General features: G+C 36.0%; 15 protein-coding genes and 1 tRNA gene. 6 read left to right on the forward strand and 10 right to left on the reverse strand.

Going from position 1 to position 16,455, the window contains the following annotated elements; translation table 11 throughout:
* Positions 1–471: 471 nt before the first annotated feature.
* Positions 472–1,395: an LIC10906 family membrane protein gene (locus tag LEP1GSC049_RS220385; RefSeq protein ID WP_004762525.1), complete on the reverse strand. Its 924-nt coding sequence runs from the start codon at positions 1,393–1,395 to the stop codon at positions 472–474.
* Positions 1,396–1,878: 483 nt separating this feature from the next.
* Here LEP1GSC049_RS220385 and LEP1GSC049_RS220380 point away from each other — a divergent pair, with 483 nt between their 5' ends.
* Entirely contained in the window at positions 1,879–2,382 is a 504-nt protein-coding gene (locus tag LEP1GSC049_RS220380; protein WP_016560502.1) for a hypothetical protein, read from the forward strand.
* 212 nt (positions 2,383–2,594) lie between these two features.
* Here LEP1GSC049_RS220380 and LEP1GSC049_RS220375 read toward each other — a convergent pair whose 3' ends face one another.
* The 7 genes from LEP1GSC049_RS220375 to LEP1GSC049_RS220345 form a co-directional block, all read right to left on the reverse strand.
* Positions 2,595–3,968, reverse strand: coding sequence for a PQQ-dependent sugar dehydrogenase (locus tag LEP1GSC049_RS220375; protein ID WP_016560481.1), 1,374 nt, complete (start codon positions 3,966–3,968; stop codon positions 2,595–2,597).
* A 471-nt stretch (positions 3,969–4,439) separates the two neighbouring features.
* Positions 4,440–5,873: an ATP-dependent protease ATPase subunit HslU gene (gene hslU / locus LEP1GSC049_RS220370; RefSeq protein ID WP_016560388.1), complete on the reverse strand. Its 1,434-nt coding sequence runs from the start codon at positions 5,871–5,873 to the stop codon at positions 4,440–4,442.
* Positions 5,874–5,882: 9 nt separating this feature from the next.
* A complete protein-coding gene (hslV, locus tag LEP1GSC049_RS220365; protein WP_004751695.1) occupies positions 5,883–6,425 on the reverse strand; it encodes an ATP-dependent protease subunit HslV in 543 nt (180 codons plus the stop codon).
* Positions 6,412–7,347, reverse strand: a complete 936-nt coding sequence (gene xerC / locus LEP1GSC049_RS220360) for a tyrosine recombinase XerC (protein ID WP_016560473.1) — start codon at positions 7,345–7,347, stop codon at positions 6,412–6,414. Before xerC ends, hslV begins: the two co-directional genes overlap by 14 nt.
* 224 nt (positions 7,348–7,571) lie before the next feature.
* The gene (gene pth / locus LEP1GSC049_RS220355; protein WP_004752365.1) at positions 7,572–8,144 is read right to left on the reverse strand and encodes an aminoacyl-tRNA hydrolase; all 573 of its coding nucleotides are present in this window, start codon (positions 8,142–8,144) and stop codon (positions 7,572–7,574) included.
* Entirely contained in the window at positions 8,132–9,673 is a 1,542-nt protein-coding gene (cimA, locus tag LEP1GSC049_RS220350) for a (R)-citramalate synthase CimA (protein ID WP_004752568.1), read from the reverse strand. Before cimA ends, pth begins: the two co-directional genes overlap by 13 nt.
* Complete coding sequence (locus LEP1GSC049_RS220345) at positions 9,670–9,981, reverse strand: Smr/MutS family protein (RefSeq protein WP_004752297.1); 312 nt, start codon at positions 9,979–9,981, stop codon at positions 9,670–9,672. The genes cimA and LEP1GSC049_RS220345 overlap by 4 nt, the downstream gene beginning before the upstream one ends.
* Before the next feature lie 147 nt (positions 9,982–10,128).
* Between LEP1GSC049_RS220345 and LEP1GSC049_RS220340 the strand changes: the two genes are divergently transcribed.
* The gene (locus tag LEP1GSC049_RS220340; RefSeq protein ID WP_004752374.1) at positions 10,129–11,688 is read left to right on the forward strand and encodes a phosphatase domain-containing protein; all 1,560 of its coding nucleotides are present in this window, start codon (positions 10,129–10,131) and stop codon (positions 11,686–11,688) included.
* 93 nt (positions 11,689–11,781) lie between these two features.
* On the opposite strand, the gene LEP1GSC049_RS220335 is transcribed toward LEP1GSC049_RS220340, so the two are convergent.
* Entirely contained in the window at positions 11,782–12,423 is a 642-nt protein-coding gene (locus LEP1GSC049_RS220335) for a DedA family protein (protein WP_004760739.1), read from the reverse strand.
* On the opposite strand from LEP1GSC049_RS220335, the gene LEP1GSC049_RS220330 reads away from it, so the two are divergent.
* Genes LEP1GSC049_RS220330 through LEP1GSC049_RS220315 form a run of 4 tightly spaced genes read left to right on the forward strand, consistent with a single transcriptional unit; the run spans position 12,412 to position 15,710 of the window.
* Positions 12,412–13,011 carry a hypothetical protein gene (locus LEP1GSC049_RS220330; RefSeq protein ID WP_004752641.1) on the forward strand — a complete coding sequence of 200 codons (600 nt, stop codon included), beginning with the start codon at positions 12,412–12,414 and terminating at the stop codon, positions 13,009–13,011. The genes LEP1GSC049_RS220335 and LEP1GSC049_RS220330 overlap by 12 nt on opposite strands.
* Before the next feature lie 6 nt (positions 13,012–13,017).
* Complete coding sequence (locus LEP1GSC049_RS220325; RefSeq protein ID WP_004751904.1) at positions 13,018–14,148, forward strand: AI-2E family transporter; 1,131 nt, start codon at positions 13,018–13,020, stop codon at positions 14,146–14,148.
* A gap of 3 nt (positions 14,149–14,151) precedes the next feature.
* A complete protein-coding gene (gene xseA / locus LEP1GSC049_RS220320) occupies positions 14,152–15,420 on the forward strand; it encodes an exodeoxyribonuclease VII large subunit (RefSeq protein WP_004751712.1) in 1,269 nt (422 codons plus the stop codon).
* A gap of 2 nt (positions 15,421–15,422) precedes the next feature.
* Complete coding sequence (locus tag LEP1GSC049_RS220315; protein ID WP_004752134.1) at positions 15,423–15,710, forward strand: exodeoxyribonuclease VII small subunit; 288 nt, start codon at positions 15,423–15,425, stop codon at positions 15,708–15,710.
* 619 nt (positions 15,711–16,329) lie between these two features.
* Here LEP1GSC049_RS220315 and LEP1GSC049_RS220310 read toward each other — a convergent pair.
* Positions 16,330–16,405: transfer RNA gene (locus LEP1GSC049_RS220310), tRNA-Asn, on the reverse strand.
* Positions 16,406–16,455: the final 50 nt, after the last annotated feature.

Raw genomic sequence — 16,455 nt, forward strand, 5'->3', positions numbered from 1 at the left:
AGAATCATATTAGAGTTTTTGAAGTGGAGTTTAGTTGTTCTTGAAAAATTGCCAAAGAAGTGTTGATTTAAAACAAAAAAGATGGAAATAAATAGATTTTAAAAGATTAACTCGAATATCCCCCATTGTTTCTTTTGTAGCTTAAATTCTCGTAAAACTCTCTTCACTAATCATATGATCTATTTCGAAATAGGTTCATTTTCGTTTTTCAGTTATTTTTTTATTTTTCACCGGGTTTTCTGATTCTTACCGGTGATTTTGTTTTTTAATATTTCTCATTGGATAGCATTTTATTTACATTATTCGGCATTTCGAACCTTTTTCAGGAACGACTAATTAACGTTATACGCCATTTTATCATTTTCTTCTCAGAAATAACTAATTAAAACCTGACGTTAATAGACAAGTTCTTTAAAACCGCCTAACAACCGTTAATTTTAGATTCGTGAGGTTTTCGAAAGAAAAACGAACCTATTTAAAGTACCTTCCGAACTTTTTGGAAAGTATTCGTGCTCTTTTTTCCAACGATAGTTCTCCGGCATTGGAAGCAAGATTGTAGTCCTGGATTAAAATCTGTTTGGTAATTGCGGTTTTTGCTTTTAAGTTTTTTTGTATGAATCTCATCGGATCCATTTTTGCTAAAAGTCTCAAAAAACCTACCGATGCCACCCTGTTGATCCAGGGAACGTATTCGCCTTTGATAATATCGGATTTGATTTCGAACGCGTCGAAATGTAAGATCCCGATTCCCCAAAGTATGCAAGAAACTAAAAGACCTATAGAGGAAAGGGAAGGTTTAAAAATTCCTAAAAGTGGTAAGAAGTAGGTGAATATAACAGTACTGTGTAAAGATAATACCGCGCCTATTAGTACGAAGAATAATCTTACCTTAAAATCCCCTCTACAAACGAGCATCTTGCGAGTAACCGCGCGGATGGATAAAACCATCCAAAAAACTAAATACAAAACAAAAAAATGATAGTTTGCGTTGATGTCATATATGAAATTCTCAGGGTCTTTCAGAGTCGCCATTCGTTCCGATATACAGTTAAAGGAAAAATAACACAAACCAATGAATGCTATACAATACGCCCAAAATGGTATCGGTTTTTCCGAATATTCAAATTTTGTACATAGGACATACAAAGTAAAAGGAGCAAATGACATCGGGATAAAATTAAGGTTAAGCGCTAAGTTTCTGTACTCAATGGGTAATAACGTACGAAATCCCTGTATCAATAACCATAACGACAAATGTAGACTTAGAAATAAAAAATATTTCTGGGCTTTTTGATAAGACTTTAACCTGAATACATATATTCCAAATATTAGATGCAATATTCCCGTCGATACAGATAACAACATATTGAAATTTACCCCTAATTTAATTTCCATTTCAACTTAGATTTCTTGGTTCTTTGAACTGAAATACGAACTTCATAGAAATGGATAAACCTCTTAGTGCAATCATTTTTTTGATCATTTATATTTAAGGCTTATCTCAAGACCTGTCCCAATAGAAACGAGAGACTGAGTTTTACAAATACTCACGCAACTCTTACTACTCGGACGCATAAAAATGGCAGCAAAAACTAAGAGGGTGATTTTACAAATACGCGGAAGTCTTCGTAAAATTACGCCGAATCTGAAATTGTTGAGTTTTTTGAAGAAGATATAATATTCTAATTTTTGAAATAAACTCTTCATAGTATTATTTTTATACATCCAAGTAGTCAACAATAGAAAACGACATAAACTGCCAAACGAAGTTTTCCGGGGAATTCTATTTTTTATAAAAACGTATAAAAAAATTTGTTTTGCAATTTTAAAACAAATTCTCTCAGAGTTAGATTTTACATTGATACATTCCCAAATTTTATGAAAAACAAATTTCACAGATCCATTTTCTTTTTAGTTATATTTCAAATTACATGCAATTTGTATGTAGGTGGTGCACATATAGACGAATCCGGAATCGATTCTTCTAAAACCGTTACGAAATACGAATGGACACAACGTATGGTTGAAGCTTATTCAAGCCGATATACTTCTTGCGGATTTGACGTTTTTAAAATGGAAGAAAATGAATTTTATACGCTCGTTAGTTTGTTAATTTTAGGGAGTAACGAAGAATATAATGGAATCTCGTTTTTTGACATGGGAAAAAATCTTGATGATTTATATCTATCTTTTAGTTCATCTAAAATACATTATTTCTATAAAGATTCTTTAGAATATTGTACCCAAACTATATTGACTAGCCCATGTCAATCAAATCCGCAAGACCAAGCTAGTTCTTTATATCTTGCGGTAATTCGAAGTTGTTTACTAAATCCGGGCAATTCTGCAAACTTCTGGGAAAAAGGATATGGAAATTGGTGATTCTTCCTATTTCTGAAACGCAGCAAAATGTAGTAATTTTTCTTAGAACAATTTACCTTTTTTTAATACATCTTGATTATTAAATTCTTATAATATTTTTCCATATCAAAAACATTACTTAAATATATAATAAAATACCAATTTTTTGTACTCAAATGAGTTTTCTAGACAAAGGCTCTGGTATCTTCACTATATGGTTTTTAAGTAAAATTTTAATTTTTAGAACGATCAATTCTATAAATTTTACCGCTGCCGAAATCACTTAGATAAACTTTTCCAGCCGCGTCTTTTCCAAAAGAAGAAATGAGCAAAGGCCATTTTCCTAGACTATAGACCTTTTTTGCAGGTTGTGTGGGATCGTCCGGAAGATCCAAGGCCCAGATTCTACCAGACACAAAGTCTGCAAAAATATATTTTCCATTTAGATCCGATATTAGAGAATTAGAATATACGTAACCGCCGGTGATCGATTGACCTTCTTCTCGACCATATTCGTAAATCGGATCGACCAGTCCCTCTTGTTTACAATTCCGCTTGGGATCAAAACAATGTGAAGCTTCTTTAATATTCCACCCATAGTTTTTTCCTCGTTCTACGATACTAACCTCTTCCCAAAGATCCTGACCCACATCTGCAACGATCAGCCTTCCCTTAGGATCAAAACTATACCTCCAAGGATTTCTAAAACCGTATGCAAACGTTTCCGGGGCACAGCAAGAATCATTTATAAAAGGATTGTCTTCCGGAATTTTATAACCTTTTCCATTTTCCGAGGAATTAACATCGATACGGAGCATACTTCCCAGTAAAGTTTTAGGATTTTGTCCGTTTTTTTTCGGATCATCCTTCCAACCTCCGTCTCCCCAAGCTACATATAAATAATGATCCGGACCGAAGGCGAGTTGTCCCGCATTATGATTCGAATACGGCTGGGCTACTTCCATGATAATTCGTTCCGAAGTAATTTTAGATTTATCTAATTCTTTAGGAGAAGAAGCGATCCATTCGCTTACACGACTTGTATCTTTTCCGTTTACTTTTAGAACATAGTTAAGATAAAATTTACCGTTCTTTAAAAAATCGGGATGAAACGCCAAACCTAAAAGCCCTTGTTCAGACTCGGAAAGAACATTCAAAGTCAATAATATTCCGGTTTCATTTTTACGAACCTTTCCCCAACGAAGGATACCTTTTTTTTCCGTAACTAAAAAAGTTTCCGTTTGGCCGGGAGGGAACTGAATATCTGTAGGTTGTTGAAATCCTGAAGAAACTTCTTCGAGTGAAATGGAAATTTTTTCTTTGGTTACGTCTTTACCGGAATAAATCGACTGTAAAAGATTAGAATTCCCTTCCGCCTTATATTTGTCAGGTGCTCCTAAAACTTCGACAAGAGTTTTTTGAACCCATTCACAACCGTTTGAAAAAACAAAAAATGTAAATAAAAAAAAGTATATAGAGCTTTTTTTCCAGCCAAAAGAAATTCTATGACTCAGTTTAAAAATTTGAGTCGTTTGGTGAATATTTATCTGCAAAGATTTCAAACTTTTATTGAATGATTCAAAGAAGAATAGAAATTCTTGAAACATTTTTTGGATCACACTTCTCAATCGTTTTAGACCAAATGGAAACCGCTGAAATGACAGGTTCGAAATTTTACTTGCCTTGATTCTAATAAACCAACAAACAGAAAATTGAATTTTAAAAAACATAACGTCATAGAATTTTATTTTTCAAAGAAGAGTCAAATCAAATTAAGAAACTTTTGTATTCTTAGAAATCGGGGAAGTATTAAAATTCAAAAGGTTTAGAAATAAACTTTAAAAACCTCTTTGTAAGTCGGGAAATCTTGATAGTAAGTTATTCTAAAAAACATTCATAATAAAAAATTAGTTTCATAAAAGCTTGCTTTATTGCAAAAAAATGAATATGAGAACTATCTTATTTTTAAGAAACTAATTGGATTTCATAAAAATTCTCAAAAACAAAGATCAAATTTTTTATATGATCGCTACTCTGAAATTATAAAATTAAAAATTCAGTATATTAGAAAAATTTGTTTAAAGAATATACTGACTCAGGTCTTTATTTTGAATCACACCTTGTAGGCGATCGGTAACGTATTTACCGTCAATCCTTACCTTTCTCTGATTTTCCGGAAGATCAGGGCCTTCAAAGCTCACTTCTTCAAGAAGGCGTTCTAAAATTGTATTGAGTCTTCTGGCGCCGATATTTTCGTGTTTTTCGTTCATATCATAAGCGATTCTTGCAATTTCCTGAATTCCTTCCGAAGAAAATTCCAACTGAATTCCATCGGTAGAAAGTAGTGCCTCGTATTGTCTTGTAAGAGAAGAACGAGGTGCGGTAAGAATTTTTTCAAAATCCTCTCTGGAAAGTTTTTCGAGTTCCACTCGAATCGGAAATCTTCCCTGCAATTCAGGAATGAGATCAGAAGGTTTTGTCATGTGAAACACTCCCGCCGCGATAAATAAAATATGATCCGTTTTTACCGGACCGATCTTTGTGTTTACCGTAGCCCCTTCTACAATTGGAAGAAGATCTCTTTGAACTCCTTCTCTGGAAACGTCTGCTCCACTCTTTCCTTCTCTTCCAGCAATCTTATCGATCTCATCTAAAAAGATGATTCCCATTTCTTCTACTCTTCGAAGTGCTTCTCTTTGTACTTTATCAGGATCGAGAAGTTTTTCCGCTTCGGATTCCTCTAAAGCTTTGAGGGCTTCGGGAATTTTAAGTTTCCTTTTTTTATTTTTTTTAGGAAGTATATCTCCTAAAACGTTTTGAAGCTGGTTGTCAAGATCGTCCAAATTTCCCGCACCAAAAACTTGAAGCATAGGAACCTGAGATACACTCGGATTTGGAAGATCTAATTCTACTTCCTGATCATCCAACTTTCCGGCTTTTAATTTTTTTCTCATAAATTCCCTGGTTTCTAGAAAATGAGTCTTTCTATCCTCTTCTTCCGTAAACTGAGAAGAACCTGTAATTTGATGAGTAGAACCGTGTTTATTTTCTCCCGGAAACGGAAGTAAAATATCCAACAAAACTTCTTCCGCTTTTTGCTTTGCAGTTTCTTCCACTTTAGTTCTAAATTCTTGTTTTACAAGATTCATAGAAATTATGGCAAGATCACGAATCATAGATTCTACGTCTCTTCCAACATAACCTACTTCCGTATATTTGGTAGCTTCTACTTTTAAAAAGGGAGCGCCACAGAGTTTGGAAAGTCTTCTTGCAATTTCAGTCTTTCCGACTCCAGTGGGCCCTATCATGATGATGTTTTTAGGATAAATTTCCTCTCTCATTTCCGGATCCAGTTTTTTACGTCTGGTTCTGTTTCTAAGAGCAATAGCCACTGCCTTCTTTGCATTTTTCTGACTGATAATATGTTCGTCTAGTTTTGCTACGATTTCTCTAGGCGTGAGCTCCTCTTCCGTTGATGATATAAGTTCCTGGTCTGTTAGATAATTTGTCATGTTTTTATTTTAAAAAATTTCTTCTAAGGTGATATGATCGTTCGTATAAATACAAATATCCGCCGCGATCTTCATTGAAGACTCCACAATTTCTCTGGGAGAAAGATTGGTATGATCGTAAAGCGCACGAGCAGCGGCTAACGCGTAATTTCCACCCGAACCAATCGCGATCACTCCTTCATCTGGAGAAATCACGTCTCCCGTTCCGGAAATCAAAAAAGATTCCTCCTTATCGGCTACGATGAGAAGCGCTTCTAGTCTTCGAAGCATTCTATCCGTTCTCCATTCTCTTGCAAGTTCTACAGCGCTTCTAGAAAGACTTCCTCCAAATTCCTGGACCTTCTTTTCAAAAAGTTCGAAAAGTGTAAACGCGTCTGCGGCTGATCCCGCAAAACCGGAAAGAATTTTTCCGTCATAAAGTCTTCTGATTTTTTTAGCCGTGTTTTTCATAACGGTGTTTCCCATAGAAACCTGACCGTCTCCTCCGATGGCTACTTTTCCGTTTTTTCGTACACAGAGAATGGTTGTAGAACGAATTTTATTTTCTGGCATGTGGATGGGCCTTTCTATAAACCTCTTTGATTTTTTCCTTACTCACACTTAAATAAATTTGAGTTGTGGAAAGAGAAGAATGTCCGAGCAATTCTTGCACCGCTCTAATCTCCGCACCGGCATCTAGAAGATCGGTCGCAAAAGTATGTCTAAATTTATGGGGTGTGATCGTTTTTTCCCAACCCATTTTTTTTCTTCTTTCATTCAAAATATATCGAACCCCTCGAGTCGTCAGTTTCTTTCCTCTATGATTCAGAAAAATTTCCTCTACATCCGGAAAAGAAACGTTTCTATATTCCAAATATTTTTGTAAGGAATTTACTGCTTCCTTGCCAAAATATACAAACCTTTCCTTTCGTCCTTTCCCGAGAACTTTAAGAACCGTTAAGTCCTTAGAAAGAGAATTCAGTTTTGCATTTACAAGTTCAAATACCCTAAGGCCGGAAGAATATAAAACTTCGATCATCGCCCTATCTCTGATCTCCGAAATTTCGGAAGCATTTTCTGACTCAAATTCCAGGATTTCTTCCGTTTCGTTAATTCTGAAATTTTTAGGAACTTCTTTTCTAACTTTAGGAAAACTGAGTTGAGTGGCCGGATTGGATTTTACTAGATCCTCTCTCAAAAGTACTTTGTAAAAGGTTCTAAGTGAAGATAATTTTCTACTTTGAGATCTGCGGTCTATCTCATGTTTTTTGGCGAGATGTGCAAAGTAAGATCGGATGTCCACCGGTTCGATCTGAAAAATATCCAGTTGTTCTTTTTCACAAAATTCAAAAAAAAATTTCAAATCAATACTATAAGCGTTGATTGTGTTTTGTGAATAGTTCTTTTCGATCTTTAAATAGTTTATGAATTTCTTAGCCGTTTCATTTAAAGATTCGGAAGAAAATTCTGGAAATAGGAAAGGATAGTCACCCAATGGAATTCTCCATATAATCATTTCTACAAAAGAACCGAACCACTTTACAACTTCATGAGATTCAAAACGATAAAGATTTTTTTAAAAATCCTAAAACAATGATCTTACAACCAAATTTCATCATAAAATCGCCGTTTTACGACCATCGTATTAAAAATCCATTTTATAGAAGTACAAATCTCTAATCTCATACCCAGTTTTACAAAAGTAAAAACGATTCCTTCTTACTGATTATCGGAGAGTTTTTGAAATCCGTTTTTTCTTTCTCGAATCCAATCCGAGATTTTTTGCAAAGAAGTTTTAACAAGTTCTGGAATTTTTTCTTTTTCGTTCGGAAGAAAATTGGAAAGCACGTAATCCGGCACTTCTGAAGTGATGGAAGGTTTTCCGACCCCAAACCTAAGCCGAAAGAATGTATTGGTACCCAATTTTTCTACTATGTTTCTAAGTCCGTTATGACCAGCGTGTCCGCCTCCGCCTTTCAATTTCAATTTACCGAACTCAAAATCGATTTCATCATGAATGACTAAAATGTTTTCGGGGAGGATTCCGTTTTTTTTAGCGATTTCCGCAACTGCCTTTCCGGAAAGATTCATAAATTCTAAGGGTTTTAGATAAAAAATCGTAACTCCATCTTCGTCGGTTCTAGCTAAAGAATATTTGGAATTGGTTTGATAACTTCCGGAAAAAGAATCCAAAAGAGAATCCAAGATCACAAAACCGATGTTATGCCGGTTGTGAACATATTTTTGGCCTGGATTTCCAATCCCTACCAATAATAGTTTTAGATTTGCCATGGTTGCAGAATTTGATTGAGCATCTTTTCAGTTGCATGAACCGCTGCAACCGTTTGATCCGGATGAACTCCCATCGTTTTGAAAGTCTGATCTTCATCCAAATTGCTCCAAGTGATCCTAGTTTCTACCAGCGCGTCCGTTTTTCCACCGGGTGGAATCCTTACTTCGTAATCTATCAACTTAGGAATGCTAATACCGAGGCGATTTGTAATTTTAGTAAGTGCGTTCATAAACGCATCATACCCTCCGTCTCCTTCGGAAATTTCCTTATGAATCTTTCCTTGATATTCTAATTCGATCTGTGCGTGAGGACGAATTCCGATTCCGGAATGAATATTACAAGATTTGATTGTAAGTACTTTTTCTCCGGTTCTTCCAGAAACGTCTGCGATGATAAATGGAAGATCTTCAGGAGTTACCAGTTTATTTTGATCTCCTAATTCGATCACTCTTTCTAAAACCTTTTGTAAAACCACATCGCTTAAAACCATTCCGAGCTGTTTTACATTTTCGGAAATACTTGCTTTACCTGCGAGTTTGCCTAACGCGTAACTTCTTTTCCGGCCGAACCGTTCAGGCAGAATAGGGTTTGCGTATAAATTCCCTTTTTTGTCGCCGTCTGCGTGTACTCCAGCAGTTTGAGTAAACACGTCTTCTCCTACGATCGGTCTATTTGCAGAAATTCTTTTTCCGCTGAATACTTCTACAAGACGACTTGCTTCTGTAATTGCAATTTCGTTTATGTTCGTTTTAGAGTTAGATTTATCATGAATCGCGGTTACGAGTGCTTCCAGCGGAGTATTTCCGGCTCTTTCTCCTAGACCGTTCATAGAAGCGTGAAGACCTTTGACTCCGGCACAAATCGCCTGAAGACTATTTGCTACGGAAAGATCGTAGTCGTTATGTCCGTGAAATTCAAAATGAATATCCGGATATTTTTGAACGAGTGAGTCCACTCCTTGAAACGTCTCTTCTGGTGAAAGAACACCTAACGTGTCCGGAAGAAAAATTCTTTCTATGTGTTCTTTACTTAGATGTTCTACAAGTGTTTTGACGTAATCTGGACTGTTTCTAAAACCGTTGGACCAATCTTCTAAATATACGTTTATTTTAAGTCCGTTTTTGATCGCATATTCTATTACAAAAGAAACGTCCGTAAAAAATTCCTTCGGAGTTTTGCCCAGTTGTTTTTCTAAATGATGAAGAGATCCCTTGGTCAAAAGATTCAAAACCTTAGCTCCGCTGTTTTTCATCCAATCCACAGTTTTATTCCCGTCTACAAAACCTAAGATTTCGATTCTTTCCGTGAGCTGTTCCGTTTCGGCCCATTCCATGATTTTTTGGACCGTTTCAAATTCTCCTTTAGAAACTCTTGCAGACGCAATCTCTACCCGATCTACATTTAGTTTTTGTAATAGAAATTTTGCGATATTTAGTTTTTCGGAAGTGGAAAAACTGACCCCTCTGGTCTGTTCTCCGTCTCTCAAAGTTACGTCTAAAATTTCCAATCGAGTTTCTACTTTTGTCATCTGAGATACCTTTTGAGAACGTCCTTATCGGGACCTAATATTTCGACCAACGTGGAACCCGGATTAGAAATCCCAAACCGAGAATAATCTACTTCCTTGAGAAAATCGTGTGATCGAATCGTATCCAAGGTTAGTTTTTTGAGAATTCCTTCTCCGATACCGTGAACGATTTCGATCAGAGTTTCTCCGGCTAAAAAAGCTTCTTGGATTTCCTTTTCTAATTTCCATTGTGCTTCTTCAAATCGAAGCTTTCGAATATAAATCGTTTTCGCTCCTGAATATCCAAATTTGACGGATTTTTTTTTCATACAATCCGAGACTCTTCTTCAGTACCAGTGTTTTTTGTTTAGAAGTACAGAAAACAAAGAATTTCATTTTTTATGCTTTCACTCTCCGAACGTTTCGGTACAATTTTCAATCGATCCATTCTATAAAAAGAGGTAGGTTTTAAGACCTTGAACGAACAGGCAGAATCCAAACCGGAAACGACGAAGTTAGTAGATAAAAAAAGGATCGCAATCTGCGGTGGGACCTTAGGGCGTGAAAATCGGTATTACGTTCGTGGTCAGGTCGTAGACGTAGGAATCACCGAAGAAATGAGAGATGATTCTCGTTGGGATTTGTTAAACGGTCTGTTTGAAGGTCAGGAAAAAGAAATCACTCCATTTTTAGATTATGGATTAGAACCAGTTCGAAAACCAATCTTAGTCGCAGAAATCTGGGACGAATCCGATGTTTTAGTTCATCAATCTCCCGAAATCAAGGGAGACGAAGGTGGATTTTTTTTTCACGAATTCACAAAACCACTTCTTCCCGGAAAGTATATCTTTCAGATTCATTTTAGAAAATTAGATTCTTATAGACAGTTTACAAAAGACATAGCTTACTTAAATCAAAAAGGAAAAAGCGAAATTTCCGGACAATCCTTAATCGGAAAAGGAAAACTCAGAATTCTTCCCGAAGATTTTAAAGGTTACGTCACTACTTCGGATATAGACCAAACCTATCTTGCCACGGACATTCATTCTAACAAAGGAAAACTTTCCACGTTATTCGAAACACCACAACAAAAGCTTCCTCTTCCTGGAATGCCCGCTCTTTATAGGGAAATTCGATTGGCTACAGAAGATTCTCCTCTTTGTTTTATATCTGCTAGTCCTCATTTTTTTAGAAGGACTTTACTGAGTACGATTCAAAGCCATTCTATCATAACTGAATCTTTACATCTTAAATATTTAGAAGGAACGATCAAAGGGATCGTCGAAAAATTTTGGGACTCGGTGACCCATCCAGCCAAATTTATAACGGACGGAATTTTAGGTTCGATGGAAAGAATTCGAAAATTTGCAGGAGCCTCCTTTCAAAGTCTTTTCGATCAGATGAGTTATAAACTTACGATTCTACTTAGAGACAGATTGTATCTTCCTACAAACGCAAAAGAAATTCTAATCGGAGACAATACCGAAAGCGATTATTTAATCTTTATTCTTTATCAATATATTCTCTGCGGTAAAATGCAAGGGAAAGAACTGGAAGACTATCTCTATCGTTTAAACTTTTTAGGAAGGGACGCAATTACAAGAGACGCCGCGCGAACAATCCGAGAACTAGGAGAAGAAAATAGAAACATTCACGGAGATTTAAATTCAGTTTCCTTGGTTCTAATCAATAAAACCGTTCATGGACCGGATCACGAGGAAATGCACTGGAACATTCAAAGCGCACTCCCCGCCGGAATCGATCCCTTTAAACAAAAGGAGATTCATCCGTATATTCTAACCGAAGGCGCTCCCGGTTTTGCGGTAGTACTTCAAGATAATGGAATATTAGATACTTCTGCTGTATTTAGAATTGTAGCAGAAATGGCAGGAGAATGGATGGAAGGTAAAGTAATTGATCCTACTGCATTGATGGAATGGATTCAAAATTTGACTCTACCGGGAGATTATCAAAACGAAAAAGATCTGATTTTAGAAGGTTTAAAAAAGGCTCTGAAAAAAGAAGAAATTTCTTAAAACTTAGAGACGTTGTCTTTTTTATCGATTTTAAATGTAGAAACTCACACAAAATCTAAGTTTTACTTTTAAATGTAGAACTCACATGAAAGTCTAAGAATTTATTTTAGCAGTTTTTTGTCTTCGACGCCAAAAAAATAGAATCACCGCAAGGATCGCTAAAGTAATAATAACTTTATTATAAATTTCTAAAAAAGCTAAAACGTTTTCCCAATTAGAACCTAGAAAAAAACCGGAAATAATTAAGATCCCGCACCAAAGAACTACGGCGACACTAAAACATCCGAAAAAAAGAATCGGACTCATCTTTACCATTCCAGCAACAATAGAAACAAAAAATCGAATCCCCGCCGAAAATCGACTGAATAAAACGACTAAGATAGAATTCTTTCGAAACCAAGTTAATGTCTTTTCTAGGGACTGCTCATCGTAAATAGAATCCTTAAAAGGAAATTCTTTTTCTTTAGCCCAATCCAGAAAAATTTGACCGAAACGATACATCACCCAGGCCCCCAGAAGGTTCCCCACCAATGTACTCGTAATCAATTCTATCCAGCCGAATGTAGGTAAATTTCTTGCCACTAAAAATCCTCCAAAAGCAGTAACCGTATCTCCAGGCCAGGGAGGAAAAACGTTTTCCGCAAAATTAGAAAAGGCAAAAAAGAGCCAGAGAAAAATAGGATTCGTTTCCGAAAAACGATTGAGAATTTGGAGCAGAGTTTCGTGAAAAGTCATGAAGTTAGAATAAAAGAATTGTCAGTGATCAAGCGTAAGGTTCAAGTAAAAAAAGTGAATCCTATTTGTTTACAATTCTTAAACCATTCGGACTTAGATCAAAAATTTACTTTTCCAAAGTTTGGTCCAGTGTCCCTATCCATTTGGAAAATCATAGTTTTTTGGTTTTTCTTTTTCACAACACCCACGTTTGGCGAAACTAAAGATTCTAAAAAAACGGAACTCTATCGTTATAATAAACTCACGGTACAGAATCATCCAGTTCGAAATCCTAGATCTCTTCCAATCGAATTTGTTCCCGAAGGTTCCGATCTAATTTATTCTACGGAACTCAAATCCGAAAGAGGTTATTTTGAAACGAGAGAATCTTTTCTTTTATTCACACATACATTTAAGAAAAAACAAATGGAAGTTTATTATGAATCCATTTTCCAATCTCTCTATTGGAAAATTTTACAGGAAGAAATCACCGAAAACAAAACGGTGATCATGGTAGAAAGTCAAAATAAAAAAGTAGTAACGATTCAAATCGAAACTTTGGAGAACGGAAGTAAAATCAAACTTTTTTATAAAAATTCAGGAAGCTAAAAATCTATGATCGAACCAATTCACATCAACCCTGAACCTGGAAAATACACCTTCCTCATTTTTTTTTCTATCTTATTTTTATTTGCAATCGGTGTTTTCTTTTTAGTATTTCGGCCTTATTTATATTCTTCGCTGATGGCATTGATTTTGTACCTCGCAACTAGAAGACCTCATAAACTTTTAAAAGGATATTTAGGAGAAAAACTTCAATGGCTCGTACCTTGGATCATGATCACACTCGTATCTATGATCGTATTACTTCCATCCTATTTTGTAATCCGTACCTTGATCAGCGAGGCTCTTTCAATTCTTTTTAAATTAAGAATTTCATTAAGCGAAGACAAGATAATAGAAACTTTAATGAATTTTGCACTGCTTACAGACTTTATCACGGACAACGAATTTTTCTGGGTTAAGGTTCCCGAAATCTACGGAGAATTTGCCGAAAATTACGTGGATATTCTGAACCTGGACAGTATCTATGGAATTTTAAGTAACGCTTCCTCTTTTATTTTAGGAAACATAGAATTACCTACAGGAATTCTAATGAATCTTTTCTTTGCTTTGTTAGTTTTATTCTTCCTCTATCAAGACGGAAAAAAAGTAGAACGATTCATCTTGGACAACCTTCCCTTTTCTAAACAATTGGAAGAACAAGTCGGAAGAAAATTAACTGCAGCGGTTCAAACTGTAATACGAGGAAATCTAATCATATCAATTCTACAAGGAGCGGCGATTTATATTCTTCTATGGATTGCCGGAATTTCTAGCCCGTTTTTATACGCAAGTTTAGCTGCTTTTTTTTCCATTATTCCAGTTGTAGGTACTTCTGCAGTTTGGCTTCCGATCGGTCTTTACATTCTCTTTTTAGAAAACAATCCTATGATGGCCATTTTTTTTATGGGAAGCGGATTGTTCTTTTACATAGTTCTAGAAAATTTCGTAAAACCTAGAATGCTCGATAAAAAACTACAGGCACATCCACTTTTAATCTTTTTATCTTTGATCGGAGGAATCAAAGAATTTGGAATTATGGGGCTGGTTGTGGGACCGGTCACGGTCACGTTAGTCGTTATTCTCTGGGATTTTTGGAAATTGTATCGCCGAGAATTGATTTTGAATAAAGGACATAGATAAACATTGGAAGACTCCAAACCTCTTTCCGTTTCGGAAGTCACTAGAATTATTAAAAATCTGATTTCCGGTTCCAAGGATTTAAAAAATATCTGGGTCCGAGGGGAAATTTCCAATTATAGCAAGGCAAGTTCAGGACATATTTACTTTTCTCTCAAAGACGCCGGATCTCTAATTCGATGTACTTTTTTCAATTACTCCAATAAAAATTATTCTGGAAAACCATTATCCGATGGAAAAGAAATCCAGGTCTACGGAACAATCACTCTCTATGAAGCGGGGGGTTCTTATAATCTAAACGTAACCAGAGTAGAAGAATTGGGGCAAGGAGATATTTTACTCCAAATCGAAAAACTCAAACAAAAACTCGCAGTAGAAGGAATCTTTGATCCGGAAAGAAAAAGAAGAATTCCATCCTTTCCAAAAACGTTAGGAATCGCCACTTCTCCTACGGGAGCCGCAATCGAAGATATTATCAAAATTTCCCGTTCCCGTTTTCCAGGAATCAATATACTCATCGCTCCCTGTATTGTTCAAGGAGAAGACGCTCCCGATTCAATTGTCGCTGCCATAGAGGAATTAAATCATCCGAACTGGAAAGTAGACGTGATCATCGCAGGGAGAGGGGGAGGAAGTTTCGAAGATCTAATGGCGTTTAACGACGAAAAGGTGGTCAGAGCTTACGCAAATTCCAGAGTTCCGATCATATCGGCTGTAGGTCATCAAACCGACGTTTTATTAAGCGACTTTGCCGCTGACTATTTTACTCCTACTCCCACCGCCGCCGCAGAATATGCAATTCCCAAAGAAGAAGACGTACTTCAATTTTTATCCCAGTTAGAAGGAAGAATTAAAAGCTCTTTAGTAACAAAAATTTCCTCCAACAAAGACAGACTCAGACTTTTATCCGGAAAGTTCATCTTTAAAGAACCGATGCAACTTCTCAATCAAAGAAGTCAAAGAGTGGACGAAATTGGAATTCGATTACAAAAGGCTTTATCCAACAAACTGGGTCTAGCCAGAGTTCGGTTGGAAAGATACCAAAATCTTACTTCCAGAATTCAAAACATTCTTTTTCATAAAAAACAAAAGGCTGAATTTTGGACTAGCAAAGTGGAAGATCTTTCTCCCGCTGCTACGATGAAACGTGGATATTCGATTCTTAGAAACAAAAATGGAAAAATCATACGATCTCCGGAAGAAACAAAACCGGAAGAAGAATTGCAAGTTTTACTTTCAGGTGGAACGATGCAAGTGATCAGAAAAGGAAAATAAAAATGGCGGAGACAAAATCTAAAATTTCATTTGAAGACGCTCTCATGGAACTGGAACAAATTGCGGAAAAACTAGAACGACAAGATTTCAGTTTAGAAGAATCCTTAAAAGCATATGAAAGAGGGATGGAACTTAAAAAAATCTGTCAGGGAATTTTAGATACTGCAGAAGGAAAGATAGAAGCTCTTACTAAAGACGAATCTAAAAAAACGAATAAAACCGGTTTTAGAGGAGAATCTAAAACGACAGAAACCAAAAACAACACCACACAAGAAGAAGACTTATTTTAATGTGCGTTCGGCGTAAGAAAATCTTGGCGAATAAAAAACTCAGGTACAACGACTCCCTAAATACCGATCCGTAGAGAAGGTATTCGCTGAGTTTTCCAAGTTGTCGTAGCTGCTCGCAAATTCCATAGCGAACTGGCTCAACGGCTGCGCTTTCAGCTCCAGTCAATAATTGCATGAAAGAAATTTAATATAACTTTTCGTCTTAAGTTTCAATTTAATCGACTACACTTCAATCACTTTCCATTGTTATATAGAATTCACGTTACTTTAATGCAGATTTCAACTTCAGAAATCGGTTCTAAGATTTAACTTTTGTTTATATTTTTTTAACGTAAGTTCGGCCTAAAGTTTCAGGACTCATTTCTGAAAAAAGTTAGAATCTAAACTTTGCAAATCAATTCCTAAAATGTAGGAACTATTACAAACTACGGTGTTACGAGCAAAATCTAAAATTGTAAGAGTTCCCACAATTTCACTTGAAAACGGGAAATATTGAAAATCGGATTCTACTGATTTTTTTTTAAAACACTATACAAAAATTGAGTTTTTTATCAATTAGAAGTGTCTAACAAGAACCCAAATGAAAAAACAGCTTTTAAATTAAAGAGATAAAAAGAATTGGCTCCCCCTGCTGGGCTCGAACCAGCGACCCAGTGATTAACAGTCACTTGCTCTACCGACTGAGCTAAAGGGGAGTATCCTCGGTAGTGAGCCCATATTTTCAAAAAGGGGTAAGGAAGCAATC

The organism is Leptospira kirschneri serovar Cynopteri str. 3522 CT (genome assembly GCF_000243695.2).
GTDB classification, from domain to species: Bacteria; Spirochaetota; Leptospiria; order Leptospirales; family Leptospiraceae; genus Leptospira; species Leptospira kirschneri.

What these genes read in the sequence shown, in the direction of transcription:
- LEP1GSC049_RS220385 (WP_004762525.1), bottom strand. Translation starts at nt 1,395, where the DNA reads ATGGAAATTAAATTAGGGGTAAATTTCAATATGTTGTTATCTGTATCG.
- LEP1GSC049_RS220380 (WP_016560502.1), top strand. Translation starts at nt 1,879, where the DNA reads ATGAAAAACAAATTTCACAGATCCATTTTCTTTTTAGTTATATTTCAA.
- LEP1GSC049_RS220375 (WP_016560481.1), bottom strand. Translation starts at nt 3,968, where the DNA reads ATGTTTCAAGAATTTCTATTCTTCTTTGAATCATTCAATAAAAGTTTG.
- hslU (WP_016560388.1), bottom strand. Translation starts at nt 5,873, where the DNA reads ATGACAAATTATCTAACAGACCAGGAACTTATATCATCAACGGAAGAG.
- hslV (WP_004751695.1), bottom strand. Translation starts at nt 6,425, where the DNA reads ATGCCAGAAAATAAAATTCGTTCTACAACCATTCTCTGTGTACGAAAA.
- pth (WP_004752365.1), bottom strand. Translation starts at nt 8,144, where the DNA reads ATGGCAAATCTAAAACTATTATTGGTAGGGATTGGAAATCCAGGCCAA.
- cimA (WP_004752568.1), bottom strand. Translation starts at nt 9,673, where the DNA reads ATGACAAAAGTAGAAACTCGATTGGAAATTTTAGACGTAACTTTGAGA.
- LEP1GSC049_RS220345 (WP_004752297.1), bottom strand. Translation starts at nt 9,981, where the DNA reads ATGAAAAAAAAATCCGTCAAATTTGGATATTCAGGAGCGAAAACGATT.
- LEP1GSC049_RS220335 (WP_004760739.1), bottom strand. Translation starts at nt 12,423, where the DNA reads ATGACTTTTCACGAAACTCTGCTCCAAATTCTCAATCGTTTTTCGGAA.
- LEP1GSC049_RS220325 (WP_004751904.1), top strand. Translation starts at nt 13,018, where the DNA reads ATGATCGAACCAATTCACATCAACCCTGAACCTGGAAAATACACCTTC.
- LEP1GSC049_RS220315 (WP_004752134.1), top strand. Translation starts at nt 15,423, where the DNA reads ATGGCGGAGACAAAATCTAAAATTTCATTTGAAGACGCTCTCATGGAA.